15 protein-coding genes and 2 pseudogenes are annotated in these 16,652 nt (G+C 50.4%); all 17 read right to left on the reverse strand.

Going from position 1 to position 16,652, the window contains the following annotated elements:
• Positions 1 to 211: 211 nt before the first annotated feature.
• A complete protein-coding gene (locus SK32_RS02785) occupies positions 212 to 1,423 on the reverse strand; it encodes a DUF3800 domain-containing protein (protein WP_048211259.1) in 1,212 nt (403 codons plus the stop codon).
• Positions 1,424 to 1,615: 192 nt separating this feature from the next.
• Complete coding sequence (locus tag SK32_RS02790) at positions 1,616 to 2,665, reverse strand: DNA-methyltransferase (RefSeq protein WP_048211260.1); 1,050 nt, start codon at positions 2,663 to 2,665, stop codon at positions 1,616 to 1,618.
• A complete protein-coding gene (gene mobC / locus SK32_RS02795) occupies positions 2,658 to 3,461 on the reverse strand; it encodes a MobC family replication-relaxation protein (RefSeq protein ID WP_048211261.1) in 804 nt (267 codons plus the stop codon). The genes SK32_RS02790 and mobC overlap by 8 nt, the downstream gene beginning before the upstream one ends.
• An 8-nt stretch (positions 3,462 to 3,469) precedes the next feature.
• Positions 3,470 to 5,206, reverse strand: coding sequence for a type IV secretory system conjugative DNA transfer family protein (locus tag SK32_RS02800; protein ID WP_048211262.1), 1,737 nt, complete (start codon positions 5,204 to 5,206; stop codon positions 3,470 to 3,472).
• Positions 5,207 to 6,032: 826 nt separating this feature from the next.
• Positions 6,033 to 6,290 (reverse strand): dpoa decarboxylase, encoded by a 258-nt coding sequence (locus tag SK32_RS26360; RefSeq protein WP_075551366.1) that lies wholly within the window; start codon positions 6,288 to 6,290, stop codon positions 6,033 to 6,035.
• Positions 6,291 to 6,339: 49 nt separating this feature from the next.
• On the reverse strand, positions 6,340 to 6,642 hold the full coding sequence (locus tag SK32_RS02805; protein WP_048211263.1) for a TrbM/KikA/MpfK family conjugal transfer protein: 303 nt from the start codon (positions 6,640 to 6,642) through the stop codon (positions 6,340 to 6,342).
• A gap of 46 nt (positions 6,643 to 6,688) precedes the next feature.
• On the reverse strand, positions 6,689 to 7,087 hold the full coding sequence (locus SK32_RS02810; protein WP_048211264.1) for a cag pathogenicity island Cag12 family protein: 399 nt from the start codon (positions 7,085 to 7,087) through the stop codon (positions 6,689 to 6,691).
• Positions 7,084 to 8,022: pseudogene (gene virB11, locus SK32_RS02815) on the reverse strand (P-type DNA transfer ATPase VirB11); the annotation flags it as partial. The gene SK32_RS02810 and the pseudogene virB11, both read right to left, overlap by 4 nt.
• Positions 8,023 to 8,029: 7 nt before the next feature.
• Positions 8,030 to 9,243, reverse strand: a protein-coding gene (locus SK32_RS25615; protein ID WP_148735742.1) for an IS3 family transposase whose coding sequence is annotated in 2 segments (ribosomal slippage) — positions 8,030 to 8,949 and positions 8,949 to 9,243 — 1,215 coding nt in all. Because the reading frame shifts where the segments join, the coding sequence is not laid out codon by codon here.
• A gap of 24 nt (positions 9,244 to 9,267) precedes the next feature.
• Positions 9,268 to 10,032, reverse strand: a pseudogene (locus tag SK32_RS02830) (VirB10/TraB/TrbI family type IV secretion system protein); the annotation flags it as partial.
• 19 nt (positions 10,033 to 10,051) lie between these two features.
• Positions 10,052 to 10,957: a P-type conjugative transfer protein VirB9 gene (virB9, locus tag SK32_RS02835; RefSeq protein ID WP_048211268.1), complete on the reverse strand. Its 906-nt coding sequence runs from the start codon at positions 10,955 to 10,957 to the stop codon at positions 10,052 to 10,054.
• Complete coding sequence (locus tag SK32_RS02840; protein WP_048211269.1) at positions 10,957 to 11,640, reverse strand: VirB8 family type IV secretion system protein; 684 nt, start codon at positions 11,638 to 11,640, stop codon at positions 10,957 to 10,959. The genes virB9 and SK32_RS02840 overlap by 1 nt, the downstream gene beginning before the upstream one ends.
• The gene (locus tag SK32_RS26195; protein ID WP_040000618.1) at positions 11,633 to 11,770 is read right to left on the reverse strand and encodes a putative periplasmic lipoprotein; all 138 of its coding nucleotides are present in this window, start codon (positions 11,768 to 11,770) and stop codon (positions 11,633 to 11,635) included. Before SK32_RS26195 ends, SK32_RS02840 begins: the two co-directional genes overlap by 8 nt.
• Positions 11,771 to 11,852: 82 nt before the next feature.
• Positions 11,853 to 12,920 (reverse strand): TrbL/VirB6 family protein, encoded by a 1,068-nt coding sequence (locus SK32_RS02850; RefSeq protein ID WP_048211270.1) that lies wholly within the window; start codon positions 12,918 to 12,920, stop codon positions 11,853 to 11,855.
• A gap of 11 nt (positions 12,921 to 12,931) precedes the next feature.
• On the reverse strand, positions 12,932 to 13,159 hold the full coding sequence (locus SK32_RS02855; RefSeq protein WP_048211271.1) for an EexN family lipoprotein: 228 nt from the start codon (positions 13,157 to 13,159) through the stop codon (positions 12,932 to 12,934).
• 18 nt (positions 13,160 to 13,177) lie between these two features.
• Positions 13,178 to 13,882 carry a TrbJ/VirB5 family protein gene (locus tag SK32_RS02860; RefSeq protein ID WP_048211272.1) on the reverse strand — a complete coding sequence of 235 codons (705 nt, stop codon included), beginning with the start codon at positions 13,880 to 13,882 and terminating at the stop codon, positions 13,178 to 13,180.
• Positions 13,883 to 13,902: 20 nt separating this feature from the next.
• Entirely contained in the window at positions 13,903 to 16,647 is a 2,745-nt protein-coding gene (locus SK32_RS02865) for a VirB4 family type IV secretion/conjugal transfer ATPase (RefSeq protein WP_048211273.1), read from the reverse strand.
• Positions 16,648 to 16,652: the final 5 nt, after the last annotated feature.

A 16,652-nucleotide genomic window follows, 5' to 3' on the forward strand; every position in this document is an offset into this window, starting at 1 on the left:
GTGGCGATGAATGTCATTGGCTTATTCTAATGAATTAATTGGTTACATGGAAGCTAAAAATATCAAAATCTTCTTTTGGCACGAAGCGGACAAGCTAGCTGATCTAAAGGTCTACTGAGAGCGAGAAGCGGATATCCGAAATATCAAATTAATGGAGAGGTTATTAGATAAATGTGTAGGTAAAGAAAGAAGGGGTTTTCACCCCTTTTTATCAAGCAAATGTAAATTGATAATGTTTTTCATGTTCACGCATAGACATTACATAAAACAAAAGCTGTTTATTTTCACTGTCTGACTTATTAATAAGTTTTCTAAAAAGTTCAAGGTTAGCTTTTTGTATTGGGTTGAGGTTGTCACGAACATTTTTTATGTCTTCTATGCGATTGGCATTCAAATAGGCAAAGTATTTCTGGAAAACTCCGGCAACAACATCACTCACTTGAATAAATAAGTTATCGTGCGAAATATCAAACTGATAGTCAAGCTTTACCAATTCTTCATCATGCGGGAGCGAAGATTCAAAGCTCTCTTTTACAACCTCTTCAACATCAAAAATGTGCTTACTGTTAGGAAAATCCATTCCACGATACCTATAGAAGACAGCAAAGGCATCCACTAAATAGTTATCACTGCTATCATCCTGATCTTCATCCTCACTGGCTTTAGATTTATCTTCTTTAGCTTCATATCTAAAGTCTGTGGTAAGAGTGAAATCCTCCATTTCGTTTTCAATACACATTTCAAGTAGCTCTCTGAGGCTATCCATGTGTAGTTTTTCATCTTGTGTAACAAGAGGCTTATAACGAAGGGTGTTGTAGTGGTCAAGAACTATGTCATGTAGCTCTTGAAGAAAGTTTTTTTCTTTCCCTGTAAAATATGGGTAATCATAGCATTTTAGGAATCTTATGAACTTTTCTCTATTAGAGGAGACTACTTTATATAATTCATCTTTGTGGACATCTTGGTAGTGCCGACAATGTTCTAATGAATTAAAACTGAGAAGTTTCTTTTCAAGGCAGAATAGAACGCAGTCTTCAATAATATCAAGATAAGCCCAGTACTCCATGTTGAGATTAAAATATTGAACATAGAGATCGCTTTGTAGCAGCCATTCAAACAGCCCTTTAAGCTTTCGAGAGTTAAGCATAAAGATGAAGTCGCCAGTGGCTACGTGGTCTCTCTTGATCTCTTTCGCTGTAGGTTGAAGCATAATGGATTTTTTAAGCGCATCGAAATCAGCCGTAGATGAGTCATTTAAATGTGCCACTCCACCTAAAACAAAGTTTAAACTTGAATACTTATCTTCGTCATGTTCAATATTGTATCCGTCAATCTTATCTGACAAAGCCAATTTTCTTACGTTGTTAGATTCATCATAGTAGAAGGTGTATTTTTTATTTTGAAGATTATTGGGTAATAACATACAACATCCTTTTAGTAGGTAATGGTAGTTTCTATAAATTTATATCATAAAAGACTGAACTGCTGCTCACTTATTGACTAAAGCGAGTGTTAGCAATGACTTCTTTTGGCACATAGTTGCCTGTCAGATTAGGTTATGGCACTGAGTCATATAAGTATTAGCTCAAATCTTAGCTAACAATTATAGAGGCTTTCAATTATCAATGTGCCTTCCTGCATCGTCAGAACGAGCTGCGGTACTACGTGCTGCCGCAATACGCCCGCGAGCAATTTCCACATAATCCGCTTCCCGCTCAATACCGATGAAACAGAAACCTTCCATCGCCGCAGCTTTGCCGGTACTTCCACTTCCCATAAAGGGATCAAGTACAGTGCCGTCCGGGGGAGTAATCAGGCGGCAAAGGTAACGCATCAGCTCTGTGGGCTTTACACATGGATGATTGTTACCCTCACCACGGTCCTTTCTGCTGGCTTTCGCACAATAAAAGAACCGACTAGCGCTGCTAATTTCTACCTGCTGAGGGTTATCCCGGAACCAGGCAAGCACTGCGTCACTGCCATCATGGATAAGATTGGCGGGCCAGCGACCATCGGGGTTTCCTTGTTTGGGGGAATCACCATCACCTTTATTTCTGCCTCGCCACATATGGTTAGGATCGGAACCTCCCGGTCCATTTGGATAATCATAGGGTGATTCTCCTTCTGCCAGAGGGATCCTGCATTCGCTGATGTTCAGAGCGCCGGTACCATGCGCGCACCGATTCGATTCTATAGACCCCTTGAATGGCTTACGGGCAAGGGTAATTGGCTCCAGTGCGGGCTTTAATGCGTGGTGAGATTTAGGAAAACCCGAGCCGTATACCCAGCATAGCATTCCGTCATGTCCAAATGCTGTGTCCAGTAATTTGAGCTGGTCCGGCGACAAACTTTCAATGAGGACCTGAGCGGCATTGCTGGTCTCGTAGAGAAATACGATCATGTCACGTATTTCAAAGCCCGCATCCTCAATACGCGCTGCCATCCGGTGTTGAGTACGGGATCCCGCGAAAGACAGCAAATGACCACCGGGTTTAAGTACGCGCAGACACGCTTCCCAGATGGCTTGTGAAGGGACATCATAGTCCCACGTTTTCCCCATGAATTTAATACCATATGGCGGGTCGGTCACTATGCTGTCCACAGAGTTGTCCGGCATACTGCGCAGAACGTCTAGGCAGTCGCCATGGTTCAAAATGTCATGCATGGCGTTCCCTCCCGACATCGTCACCAACTGATGAAGAGGGGGCCCCCTGTTTATCACTGACACTATTTTCCAGTTCATCAAGGGTGCGGAACAGGAACATCTCGCGTTGCTTCGCATCAAACGAAACAGGAACACTGTTTCTCATCACCGTTCTGATACTGACAAACAGCCTGACCAGTGATTCTTTAGTTTTATTATCCGGCATCACATACATGGCATAGTGCCAGCGACCGGCGTCGCTGGCTGTCAGATGGCTGCCAATAATGCTGATGTAACGGGCGCGGGTTTTCATTGACCGCTCTGTTTCCACTGCGACGATGGCACCGCTGCTTAAGGTAATAATGCCGTCGGGTCGGTGCCGGATACCTGGGTACCGCGCCATAAATTCTCCCCGGTCGCCGTTAAGCCAGTCTGTGCCGCCTTTTTCCTCAAGGGCGATCCTGACCCGTTGGTTTAACAGGCGATGCTCCAGCGTCGAGTTTTTGAGTTTGCCTGGCTCAAAATAGGCGGGGAAAACCTTGTCATTAGCGCTAACCACCATTGCCAGTCCCTGCATGGTGATCCCCCACAATGATTTTTTTCCGGTCAATACCGGGTATTTATGTTTATTCAGGAAGCCCATCGCAACCGCTTTATTAAGCAGGTTATACATCGCATGGTTATGTTTCCCTTTATAGCCGACAACTCTTTTTAAGGTCCGGAAATCAGAGAAGGTTTCTTCCTTGAGAAAATACAGTAATGCCCGCATTCTCCGTTTTGCGGCTTCGTTTCTTTCAACAACGTTATGAACAAGCATTGATAGCCTCACAGGTTAATGGAGGGTTTATGGATCTGACTTTCTTTTTCGGTATTCAGAGGGGTTTCATGCTCAAATGAAAGCAGGTCGATATATTGCTTTTTCGCTGGGATGTGGAATAGTTTGGTTGCCTTCGCCAAATCATTCTGGGTAAAAACAAAACCAACAAAATGGGGCAGGTTAAGCAACATATTGCTGTCTATGTAATAGCGTTCAGCCTGGCGGATCATCCTGTCCGTTTCCATTTTCTCCGTCAGAGATATATCCGTTTTAACTTTCCTCATTTCATCGTCTACCAGAATAGAGCCGGTCATCCTTGCCACCCAGTCGGCGGTGTCCGGATCGCGAAGGCGATAAACCAGCATAAATTTGCAGTTCTCAATCACCGCACCGGCAACGGCATCCCCCTCCAGATCTGCCGGACAGTCATACAAATCTTTTACCGACTGGTGAGCCATGATGATATGCACACCTTTATCCCTCGCTGCGCCAAGTCCTTCAAGCGCAGGGCGGGACAGGTGATACTTGAGTTCATCAAGGAAAATAGCGACCGGGCGAGGTTTGCCTTTTATTCGGTCACGGGTTTCGGCTATCTGAATCAGGCGGGTTAAAATCATTCGCTGGGCCGATATGATTTTCTGATTACGCATCGAGCCGATGATGTAGCAACATCCGCCTTCATCAAAAATGGTTTTTAAGGAAAATCCGTTGCGGGCATTAATGGAATTCACTAAAGCGATTTCTTCAAGCTCGCCATAAAAAGCAGGCACATCTTCACTGAGGGATTTCACAAAGTCAGTGTTGAATAAGTCGCGTAACGTCATTCCTTTTTCATAAATAGCTGCCGTGTTTCTCGCTGCCCTACGATCGGTGATACGGTAAAAGTCAGCACCTTCGCCTTTTTTACCCAGGCTGAAACCGGCATTAAACAGCTCCTCCAGTTGTTCATAAGAAATATCAGCCAGTAAATCAAGCTGGAAATGAAGGTCATTCAGGTTAATAAGAACAAACTGTTTGTTCGCTTTCTGACAAGCTTCCCGCAGTACATGCGGTGCCCATTCATCATTTTTAGGATCTTCGACAAATACCCCTTCACCTGAAAGTATTGCCTGATAAAGCAGCACACAGGCACTGACACCTTTGCCAGACCCTGTGGTGCCGATAAGGTCGGCGTGTTGAGTTTGAAATTCTTCAGGGGTGATATATTGCGGCTGATCATCTTTGTCCAGCCCGATAAAGATACCGTTATTCAGGTCAATATAATCCAGCGGATTATACGCAATGCTGTCAGGCAACATGTCCCTGACTTCACGAACATCCGTTCTGACATTTCTTTCCAGTTTACTTTTTTTAATCATCCGATGTTTCAGACTATCGACTTCTCCGGCCAGCAGCCTTCGGGCAGTAATATGAAAAGCCAGACCAGCCAGCGTAAATCCGACCGTCAGTATCCAGAGTGATAATCTGAGCAGGGTGTCATTATCGAGTACTTTAAAGAAAAAACTCAGCCCCTGAATGGTCAGCGGTGACAGGGTGCCGAATATGAAAAAGAAGGTGGATACACCCGCTACCGATTTTAACCAGAGGGGGGCATTTTTTCTTTCTTCACGTGGCAGATGAAAGATGAATGGCAGCGTCAGCCCGGCAAATATGGATAATATTACCGGGTTGAGTTGCAGCCACAGCAGAAAAAAAGAAAAGGCATCCGAAAAGGCATTCAGCCTTTGCATCAGATGAGTTCCCATTGCAGTGATCTCCGGTCTGATTTCGGTGTGGCGGGCGCATCATATGGACGTCACCGATGGACGTTAAACCCCACGCCCATACGCGACGCTCATCGATGACGCTCATAAAAGGATGAAAAGCACTGAACGCTTCCGGCGCTCATGCCCGTTATCTGCGCTTTCAGAAAACATCCGACCTGTGGTCGTCAGTCCCCTGAAACGCCCGAATGACGGGCAACGGCGTGTGACATTACGCTCGGGCTGGACGCTCTCACTGCATGTCACATGGGGGTAATGTCGTGGCTGGACGCCGCGCCAAAACCCCCTGGGTCAAATGCGGCACACCGTCGCCCGCTACGCGCGACCAACCCCTTTAAGACGCGCGTTTCGCCTGTTTTTTCTCGCAAGCTCCAAAAAACGGGAACGCTGCTTTAAAGGGGTTGGTCGCGCCTGATCGGTAATATTCCCCGCTGGGGCGGGAAATATTACCTGGCTTGACGGTGTGCGGGGCAAGCCCCCCAAATAAACCGCTGTCGTGGGCGACAGCTTTTCGCTCGCTGGGGCGGCGAAATTTATTCGGCTCCCCCGGCCTGCTCAATTCGCTTTGGGCGAATGTTCGCAGGTGGGCGCGGTGCCTGAAAATTAACAATTTCTGCGAAATTGAATTTTCTGTCCGCGCTCCACATGCTTATTTTACGGCTTAACAATTTCTCCGAAATTGAAGCCAAAAATAAGCACGCCTGAAACCCGCCGTCTGTCAGTCTGTGGCGTCATTCGATACATTATCAATGTTTGTGATTTACATCTGTTCGCGGGCTATTTCAGCCTGGCATTCCCGTTCCGCGTTTCATGCCGCATGGTACGTTTCATCATCGATTTTCGTTCCCTGACTTTCGGCATACCGCCTGAGCTTCTCTGCGTCCGATTCATTAAGTTGTGACAGATGATGTCGCAAAAAACCGATAAATAGGCTCTCATATATCTCGTAATAAAGTCCGCATCCTTGATGTGCTTTTTTTGACAGAGAATCATAGATACATGTGACAGATATTCTGTCGTGATGCATTGAGTGAATGTTGCAAATAAACAGATCTTCTTTATCCACTTTTGTTTCTCCCTGCAGGGAAATATATTAAGATAACGGCAGTGTTGTATTAGCCTCTGATCCTGCCAAACCTGGACAGGATTTTATTCACCGCCTCCGGGTCAGCACTGGCGCATTCCCCCAGGAAATCTTTTCTGGCATTCAGTGTGTGGTTGGGTAAAAAACCGTGTTTATTCTTTTTAATGATATTGAAGAAAGCACGCTCCGCAGAACGACATTCACTTCCTCCATTGTTTCCGGTTGCCTTACCGTACATACAAAGCACCACTTCGCACGGGTCAGCAGCGAAAGAATAAACAGGTGTTCCAGCGACAATGCATAGCATTGTCACCGCAATAGCGGAATATTTCATGATGACGTCCTTACGGTGAGGTGAATTTCAGGATGTGAGGGGAAATTTAATGTGAAAAATAAATGCGGGTGTCGCTGCATGTCAGGCAGTCAGAGACAGGCTGATATTCAATAACGCCTTTAGCGCCATATCGCCGTAGCCATTTTTTTGCAGTAAAGAATTCTGCGCCTGATGGTGCAGCAACAACTATACGCGCAGAGTGGGCGACCGCGTAAAATACGGCGGGCGTCCAGTTAGTCTCATTAAAATTTCGTGCGTGAATGGATAATAACCATGTATCTTTAACCACCGGAGAAGGAATGATAACCGGGTTGTCTCGCCATTGCGGTAACCCGGTATTGACTGACTGGCCCGGTTTATCCCATTCAACAGGAACCGGTGGCGGGGGTGAAGAACAGCCGGAAAGTACCAGCGAAAATAGCAGCATATTGATGCGCTTCATCATGCTTTCATCTCCTCGAAAAAGGCATTGCGATGCAGGGGACGAAAGTAAATATCATTCATCCGACGCAAGTTGCCGTCTAAATCAATGCTGACGATAACGTCCAGACTGTCCAGCACCTTGCGTAACATAAAGGTGTAAGGCAGCCGGGCGCATTGCGGGTTTTCATAACAGCGGGTAATAAACCCGTCTACCGCTTCCATTGCTGAACCGGCATGGATAGAGGTCATACTGCCTTCATGGCCGGAGCCGGTTATCTTGAGAAAATCCCAGGCCTCACCGCCACGCACTTCGGTTAATAGTATGCGATCGGGATTCATACGGTAATTCCAGCGCAGCAGGCTGGCGGGCGTCACAATTGACCCTTTTTCATCTGCCGATTCCGACGGATAAAAAAGGTGGACGTAGTTTTTATGCATAAATAAGGTGATTTCCGGATTATCTTCAATGGTCGTAATACGCAGATGGCGGGGGATATAACCAATCAGCATCTTCATATAGGTGGTTTTACCGGTACTGGTTTCCCCGGCCACCGCAATGGTTTTACCGTATTCCACACATTTCTCCATAAAGCGCGGAATGTCCTTCGCGTTATATAAGGCCAGTAATTCCTGATCGTGCGTGTGCGTTTTTTCCGTGCCCGTCACCCGGTTATAAAACCCGGCGGCGATATAGTCCTGATGCGGGATTTGCACCTGTGAGGGTTTACGCAGGGTGATGGACACCGTGTTACGCTCGCAGGCCGGGGGCACAATAACCTGACAACGTTCGCCGGATTCCAGCGTGGCTGATAGCCCCGGCTTGATATCTTCGATATTGTCGCCGTGATGCTTCGCCAGGCATCTGGCAAAGTTGTAGCAGCCCTCATAATCCAGCGGAACAGTATGCTGTTCCCAGACGCCGTTAATTTTGGTGAAAAGCTCACCCGGACGATTAATGTAGTGGTCAAGTAATACTGGCCACAGTTTTACAGTAAAAATGGTATCTGTTCTCAGACTCTTCCGGCGTCAGTCCACCGTTATAATGGTGAGGTCTGACGCTGTTGTAGTAGTTCAGTATGTAATCATTAATTTGCTGCCGGGCCTCGTCCTTGCCTGCATAACCATGTGCTGGCACCCATTCTGTTTTCAGACTGCGGAAGAAGCGTTCCATTGGACTGTTATCCCAGCAGTTTCCCCGTCGACTGACGCTTTGTTTTATTCTGTAACGCCAGAGAAGTTGCTGATATTTCAGACCTGTATATTGGCTTCCCTGGTCGCTATGGAACATGACATCACGCGGTTGACCACGCGTTTCATAGGCCATCCGCAGGGCACTGCTTATCAGTGCGGTATCGGCATGTACTGACAGACTCCAGCCGACAACCCTGCGGGCAAAAAGATCCATGACGACCGCCAGATAGCACCAGCGATTTCCTGCCCAGAGATACGTAATGTCTCCGCACCACACCCGGTCTGGTTCGGGCACAGCGAACTGACGCTCGAGCAGATTCGGCAGGCAGGTATGCTCCTGACGGGCATTTTTGTACTGATGTTTTCCGGGCTGATAACTGCTCAGGTTCAGATATTTCATCAGACGTCCGGCACGGTAACGGCTCATCGCGACGCCGTTTTGGGTCAGCATGTCAGCCAGAGTGCGTGCCCCCGCAGAGCCCCGACTCTGGTTCCACGCCCGACGTATTTCGCTGCACAACCTGACGTGTACCGGATTAACCATATCGCGTCGTTTTCGCCAGTACCGGTAACTGCTGCGGTGTATTTCCAGCGCGGAGCACAGGCTGACAACCGTGTGGCTGTCACTCAGTCTGGCAACTATCGTGAACCGTTCAGCGAGTCGGACATCAAGAGCGCAGTAGCCTTTTTTAATATCGTATTTTGTTCCTCCAGACGGCGAACCTGCTTTTCCAGCTCGCGGATACGTTGCTGGTCTGGAGTAATGGGCGTGGCAGTGGGCGTAATCCCCTGGCGCTCTCGTCTGAGCTGGCGTACCCAGGACTCAAGCGTGGTAGAACCAACATTCATTGCTTCACTGGCTTGTCGATATGAGTAGCCTTTATCAACAATCAGCTGTGCACATTCCAGCCTGAACTCAGGGGTGAAAGTACGTTTAGTTTTCTTGTTCATTAAGTCACCTGTTTTATGTTGTGGTGAGAATATCACCTTTAATCAGGTGGCCAAATTTACTGTGCCACTACAAATCAACTTCGTATTACCGCTGGCGCTCCAGATATCTTCGGCGATCGTGCAGCGGATTTTCCCCGCCCGATCCGAGACAAAGCGGTAATCCAGTGAACAGGGAATAGCGGTATTTTCCGGGACGTACAGGTCCGGGTTGTAAGGAATCCGCCGGACTGCTGCCGGGGAGGGTTCCGACGGTGGCGACGTGGTGTCTGGTTGCTGTCCGGCAGAGGCCGCCTGCGTCATCTCCTGCTGCCGGGTCCGTACCGGGGTTTGGGTCGCAGTGACTGAACCATCGCGCCGAACCAGAAAATGGGCTTTATCGAGTTGAAGCGGCATTTCAGGCTGCGAGGCTGTCGTCATGTGCGGGCTGTTTTCCACCGGTTCCGATGCTTCGGCTCCGGTATCCTGCGTACCCAGATCGGTACGCTGCCGGTAATCGCTGCGGTTTGTCTGTGGCGTAGCATCCTGCCGCTTCTCTTCACCGGGTTGCCAGAGCAGATTGCGGTATACCCAGTTGCCCGCCCATGCCAGCGCAATCAGCGCAACGGCGGCGATCGCCAGAAACGCGGTGGCTTTCCCGCGCCTGCGCTTTTTCAGTTTGTTGACGGCGGGTTGTAACGGATCGTTCTCTTCATCGTCCTGCGCGGTGAGAAGTGTCGCTTCCCGCCTTGCACGGGCCTCGCGCTCCAGCGCGGCAATATCGTCATCCCGTTGCGAAGGAGAAGGCCCTGCGCCATCAGGCACCGGATGCGGGTGTTCATCGTTCATCTGCATGACTCCTCAGTTGTCAGTGGGTTGCGGGCTTTTCCACCCGGTCAACCTGCGGTGAAACCGTGGCACCATCAGCGGCCTGAACCTTACCGAAACCACGATTTTCCAGGCCGACCACGGCGTTTCCGGAACGCAGGACCAGACGGGGCGTGACCTCCTGAATGGCCAGTACGGTGAAGTTGCCTTTTCTGCGGATACTGCTGTTAACCACATGCTCCTGGCCGTTCAGCTCTTTTGTCACGGAGGGAATAGATTTGGCCGGAGAGAAGCCCACGAACGTAAACCGGCCATCGTCATACGCAAAATCCGGAACGATACGGGTGCTGTCGCGCCCCGGATATTTGAGGTAGTCCCAGTTGCGTGGCGTCTGCGCGGCATTCAGGGCCTGCTGAATGTCAGTCTGCTGCTGTTTTTGCTCCCGCTCCAGCGCTCTGGCTGCTGTCTCACGGCTGGCCTTCTCCCTGTCTTCGTCCGGATAACGGTAACTCACCTGGAAAGCAGGCTGCTGCGGTGACTTATCATCGATGACGTTCAGCTCGACGTTGTACAGCCGACGGGTGGTGACGACCAGCAGGTTGGTATGCCAGTCGCGGCTGCTGGGCGGGATAACCACCTGCGTGGTATTACCGTCCGCGCCGGGCGCGCCCTGAACGAGCGCCACCGGGCGGACGTTGACCCGGTTAGCGTCCGGTGTGGCTTCCCACGCCTCCTCAAAACCGGGTCTGGCGCTGATAACCGCCTCGTCGCTGTCAAAGACCAGCGTGGTCATGAAACCGGGACGGGTATTGACGACGGTAACGTTCAGCGGGTTATAGACAACCTGCTGAACGCGGGCATCATAGCGGCTGGCCTGCGGGATGGCCGCGCACCATGCCGTGCCAAACATCATCAGCGCCAGCGGGATAAGAGTGATGCTTTTCATTATTCACCTCCCCGGATTTCACGGTCTGCCTGCCAGCTGGTCACGATAAAACCGAACGGGTTAACCTCCCGTTCCGTATCGCTCATTTCTCGGCCGAGGTCGGAGTGAAATGTCAGACGTGCATCCCAGTATTCGGTGCGGGTGCTGTTGTCTGCGAGGCGGCGAATGGTCTTTTTGTAACGAAGGGTGGCGACTTTATCGGGATCCGTGCCTGAGGTGATCTGGTTTGACAGAATATCGATCCGTACGGTATGCGCCCCGTTCTGGTACACCTTATCCGGGGCGTCTTTTCCGGCATACAGCGCCAGATAGTCATCGTTGATCTGAGGACTGTTATAAACCTGTACCGTGACGTAATCGTCCTGCAGGGAAGGGTAAACGTAGCGTTCACGCAGCCTGACGTAACCGGACGTCATCGCCTTCTGATAAGCTGCCTCCGCCGTCAGACTGGTTTTCGATGCACGGGTGATGTGTTCCACTCGTCCGGTATGATTATCCACGGTGTACAGTTCAACGACCGTCTGTTTCAGCGGCAACATCAGCACCACCGCGATAAGCGCCAGTGCAGCGATGAGCAGGCCCGCGCCGCCCACCATAAACCCGGCTTTTGTGGCACGTTTGTCCCGCTCAATCATCTGCTGTTCAAAGGTGCGGGAATCCGCAATCAGGGTCTGTTCACTCATGACTGTTTAACTCCGCCATTATCTGAGGGGTGTTCACCGGGATGCCCTGACCACCAAAGGCTGGGGGGCGGGGGGACTGTGCGCATCCGGAAAGCGCGCACAGCAAAACCAGCGCAATCAAGCGTTTCATGGGGTATTTCCTTAGTGAGATGAAGACAGGGTTATGTTTTAGCCGGAGGGATTAACGGAGTATTTCAGCAGGGATGACAGGTTTAACGATGGAATTTCTGAACGGCCGTTTCTCTTGATTGCGCCAGTCGCCGGGCTTCGTTGCGGGCGATCATCTGTTCAATCGCGTTCTTACGCGCTTGAGCTGCGCTGTATCCCGGACCGCTGCCGGGTTTACCCGCACTGGCCTCTCTCCCGCCCTGGATAGTGTCCTGAAGGGTGCGGGTAGTCTGCTTACCGGCTCCTGCAGCCAGCTTCCCGGCACCAAACGCTGCCGCGCCGATACCCACCGCCGCCAGCCCCTGCATGGAGACGGTTGCACCGGCCCCGGCAAGCGCTCCGGCCAGTTTTGCGGAGAGGTAAACCATTATTGCTGCGCAGATACCGGCCAGACAGACCTGTGCGCCTAGTTCCACAATGTTGGCGTTTGCAGCTCCGGCCAGTGATTGCGTTAATATTTTAGTCATAAAATTTATAACCATTCTTAATGATAAAGCTGAAAACAGAACCGTTAATATGGCCGCAAATATATTTTGCAGCCAGTTGTTAAACATGGGGCGTAAAAAAACATATAGCAGACAAAATATAAATATGGGGGCAGTAATACTCAGAAGTAAAATCATCACCTCCGCAATCATTGAAACAAAGGCGGTGACCAGCATTAAAACAAACACACCAAGCCAGACATAAAACTGAGCGGTCATGCCTTCATCTTTTACGTATGTTGAATTATCCATGTCATGCAATGTTTTTCCGAGCACCTTCGCTTTATCCCATAGTGTATCTAACATCTGCCATATATTATCGCCGCCGGAAAATCCCTCCTTTAAACCATGAATAGCGTCGATAACGCTGTCAAGATAGCCGCTGACATTTGCCACAAAGGACAGGATGATCGCCATCCTCATGATGTCCCACATGACATCTTCCGCTGGCGTGGACAGCTTACCTGCCAGGGTCTGGTATCCACGCCACAAGATATAGAGGGTGGCTGACGCCGTCGCCAACCCCATAACCATCGCAGAATACTCCATCATCAGGCCACTGGTGGATTGTGTTATTCCACCAATTAGCTGTTTCTCTATAAATTCAAATGTACCGAGATCAGCCATAGTGAACCCCTCTACTCATGGAATTTAAGGGTCGGAGCATTGAGTTGGTGGGTCTGATAATGTGCTTCGTTAACATTTTTGCAGTTTTCAGAAGCACTGCCGGTTTTCTGGCATTTTTCATAAACAACTTTTAATTCATCAGGATGATCACGATACCATTGTGTCGTTTTGGCTTCCTCGTCACATCCGGAAATCAATACAATAAATGGAAGGGTTAAGATAACGATGATTTTATTCATTGGCTTTCCATTCCTTATTTATTCATGAAATTTCAACGTGGGCGCAGTTAACTGTTGCTGATTCCACTGTTTAACACGCTCGTCCTCCAGTACTTTTTCACGCTTTTCTGCTGCCTTCACGCTCATTTCCCACTGGTTAGTGAGTGTGTTCAGCATCACTGATTTTAGCTGAATACTGTTGGCAAGGTCCTGAGACTCCTTTGAGTCTTTGGACAGTGCGATACGGTTCGAGAGGCCGTTAATCTCGCCCAGTGTCTGGCTGACCTGTTCCTGGATCTCGTCAGTCTGCTCAAGCTGGATCGCCTTATTGATGACCAGCTGTTTGCAGGTATCTGCATAGCGTCCTGACTGTTTGGGATTGCAGGTATTGAAAACCTGGTACTTCGCGTACAGCGCATCGAACTGTCCTGAGGTGCCGCCGGAAAGTAGCAGATCATTGAGTGTCTGGCCTGGCTTGCGCAGTTTTTCCAGATCCGATTTCAGACTCTTCGCCTGATCCACAAAATCTGCAATATCCCGGACGCCGGTGGCCGTCGCTAACTGATTTTTATACGCCTGGATCTGGCTCTGATAATGTTGCGCGGTCTGCATCCAGCGCTGCGCTTCTTTCAGCCATTCGAGCTCACGCAGCGGGTCAGCATCAACAAGGACAGGAATACCAGCGTGCGCCAGCGGGCTGGCAATGACGCACGCGAAAATCAGGGCATGAAAACGCCTTTTCATCATGGATTTCCTTTGGGTTATCAGAGTGCCTGCGCCAGGTAGGGTTCCAGCCATTCATGGGGCTGCATCCCTTCACGGTACAGGGAATCAAAGATTTCGAGGTTATCGGCGCTGCCGCTCATCACTCGGGTGTATCTGCCGATACCGGAGAGGTCGAGCGTCACGCGTGCAGCAAAACGTTTTGTGTCGCCACGCCTGAACTGATTTTTTACTACCACATACTGGCGGGCCTGCGGATCCAGATTTTTCACCACATCGAACACTTCCGGTTCAAATTTCATCCCGTCAACATAGTGCGCCCGGTCGGCACTGGGGTTGGCTGCCAGGATCTGCGTGCCGCACTGCTCAATCACGGCGGGCGCAATCTCATCCTTGATGATCTCCGCCGGGGACTGGGTGCCCACAACCAGCATCCCGTTGAGTTTACGAATGGTTTTCAGTCGGTTATAGGCGAAATCCTTAAAGATCGGATCCCGTAGCCATTTCCAGAACTCATCCATGAAGATAACCAGTCGTCGTCCGTCGAGCAGCGTGGTGATGCGGTACAGCAGGTAAAAGGAGATCGGCGCACAGACATTGGCATCATCCAGAAACTCCGTGCCGTCAATGCCAAAGTTATCGCAGTGGCTGATATCGAAGGTATCCGATGCGTTATCAAACACCCAGCCAAACTCGCCACCCTGCGCCCACTGCGACAGGCGAATACTCAGGCCGTTCTCCTGTGCCTCCCGGGTGGCAGGCTCCGGCAAATTCTCCAGTAAACGGGTGATCCCATAGATGCGATATTGTGGTTCATTACTCATCACTGCCAGTACGGCGTCATTCAGGCGGCGTTCATCACGGGGCGTGATGGTCGCGCCGTTACGCGTACACAGCAGTTTCATCAACTGACTGATGAAACTGATATTGCGTTTCGTGGGTAACAGCGAAAACGGATTCCAACCCGTGGGGTCGCCATGCGTGATGCGATAGTAACGGCCTCCCAGCGCCCGGATATTCATTTCCGCGCCCCGATCTTTGTCCAGATAAACGGTGGTCAGTCGTTTGGTTTTCGCGTCCGGAGAAAAACTGTCCGTACGGCCGTATTTCTGCTGCATGTTTTCAAGGAAAGTCATCAGCATGGTTTTACCCGAACCGTTGGTGCCGAGAATGCAGGTACTGGCCGGGTTCTTCTCGTTGAACTCGTCCTTGTCCGCCAGCGTGTTATGCAGGTTCAGATAGTAGCCATCTCCTGACGGGGTGCGCAGCAAGGCCATCGCATCCCCCCAGGGCGCGTTATCGCGCTTTCCGGGATAGAAATTGTGCAGTGCGGCCAGCTCAACAAAGTTCTGACTGCTCAGCTCTCCCTTGCGGGGTCGCAGGTGATAATTGCCGGGCAGTTGCGCCATATACGCAGCTGAAAGAGAAAGCGCGGCGGGAACCGGTGTAATGCCGAGGTTGTTCAGGGCATTGCTGATTTCACTGGTATCGGCCACCAGGCTGCCCAGCGAGCGGGAAAACACCATGATGGATAAATGGTGTTTTCCATAGGCGATTTTCCCCGAGGTCAGCAGGTCGAGCGCCACATCCAGATCCAGTCGCTGTGACACCGCATCGTCATCTGAACTCATTAACAGACGTCGGGTACGTTTGATGGCCTTGCGGGCTTCTTCACGTGACATGCAGGTGTACGACTGTGTAATTATATAATCGCAGGGGGCGTACAGCAGCGAGTCCATCATCCCTGTAGCGGTCTCCTCCGGGAACTCCTTCACCTCCAGACCCCGGAAATACTGTGTGCCGCTGGCGTGGTTTATCTGCCCGGACTCGCCGGAAAAGAACAGCGCCGCCGACCCCATCATCGAATACGCCGGAGCGCAGGTGACGCGTACCCTGCGCCACTGGTGCGTCAACAGGTACTCATAAAAGGATAACTGGGAGGAGAATACCGCGTGATCTTCGGTAAACGTGCCAAGAGGACGTGCGGCGTAGCGTGACAGTGCGGTATCGAGCGATTCTTTGATTTCCAGCATTTCCCTCAGTGCAGCGTCAAGCTCTTTCAGTTTCTTGCCGTCATTCATGCGTCTGCGCCCGGCTTTTTCCAGACTGACAAATGGACGGTAACAGACGGTCAGGAACAGGCGGTTACGGCGAAATGGATCCGCCGCCAGCGAGGCATAATACAGACGGCTGATTTCATCGGCGTAAGGGTTGCCGGATGTCTTATGCAGCGAATCGGTAAACGGCTCCCGCATGTTATGGATATAAAAGGTGACCGGCATCCCCTCGAATGAGCGGATGAGTCCGTGCAACTGGTTGCGGTCAATACTGAGGGTTTCTTCTGATTCGCAATCGAACGGGGTCCCCGTCAGTTCCCAGGTACAGTAGAGATCACTGTGTGGTGAGCGAACAACATGCTGATGAATATGCGATGAATACGGAATGTACTTCCTGAGCGTGGCACATTGATTCAGTTTCATGGCGTTGAGAAACTCCGTGATATCAACAGCATCATGCTCAACGGGCATAAATACTGTTGCGCCAAACAGACGGTTTGCTGCCGGTTTTCCTCTTGCCCTGAGCCAGACGGCAATCAGGCTGAACCGCATGGGTTCATTCCGGGTGAGGGACTTCATCACCAGAAATTCAACCGGGAGCAGGGCAAGGAAAGCGACGGAAGTCCAGACAGCGACGATGATGGTGAACCCCGTGACACCCAGCAGGGGCACCATCGGCACCCCCCACAGTGCCGCCGGGCGTTTCATTGCTTTGAGCAGCTTTGCCATAGATG

Origin of the sequence: Citrobacter sp. MGH100 (assembly GCF_001034465.1) — a bacterium.
Taxonomy (GTDB): Bacteria; Pseudomonadota; Gammaproteobacteria; order Enterobacterales; family Enterobacteriaceae; genus Citrobacter; species Citrobacter youngae.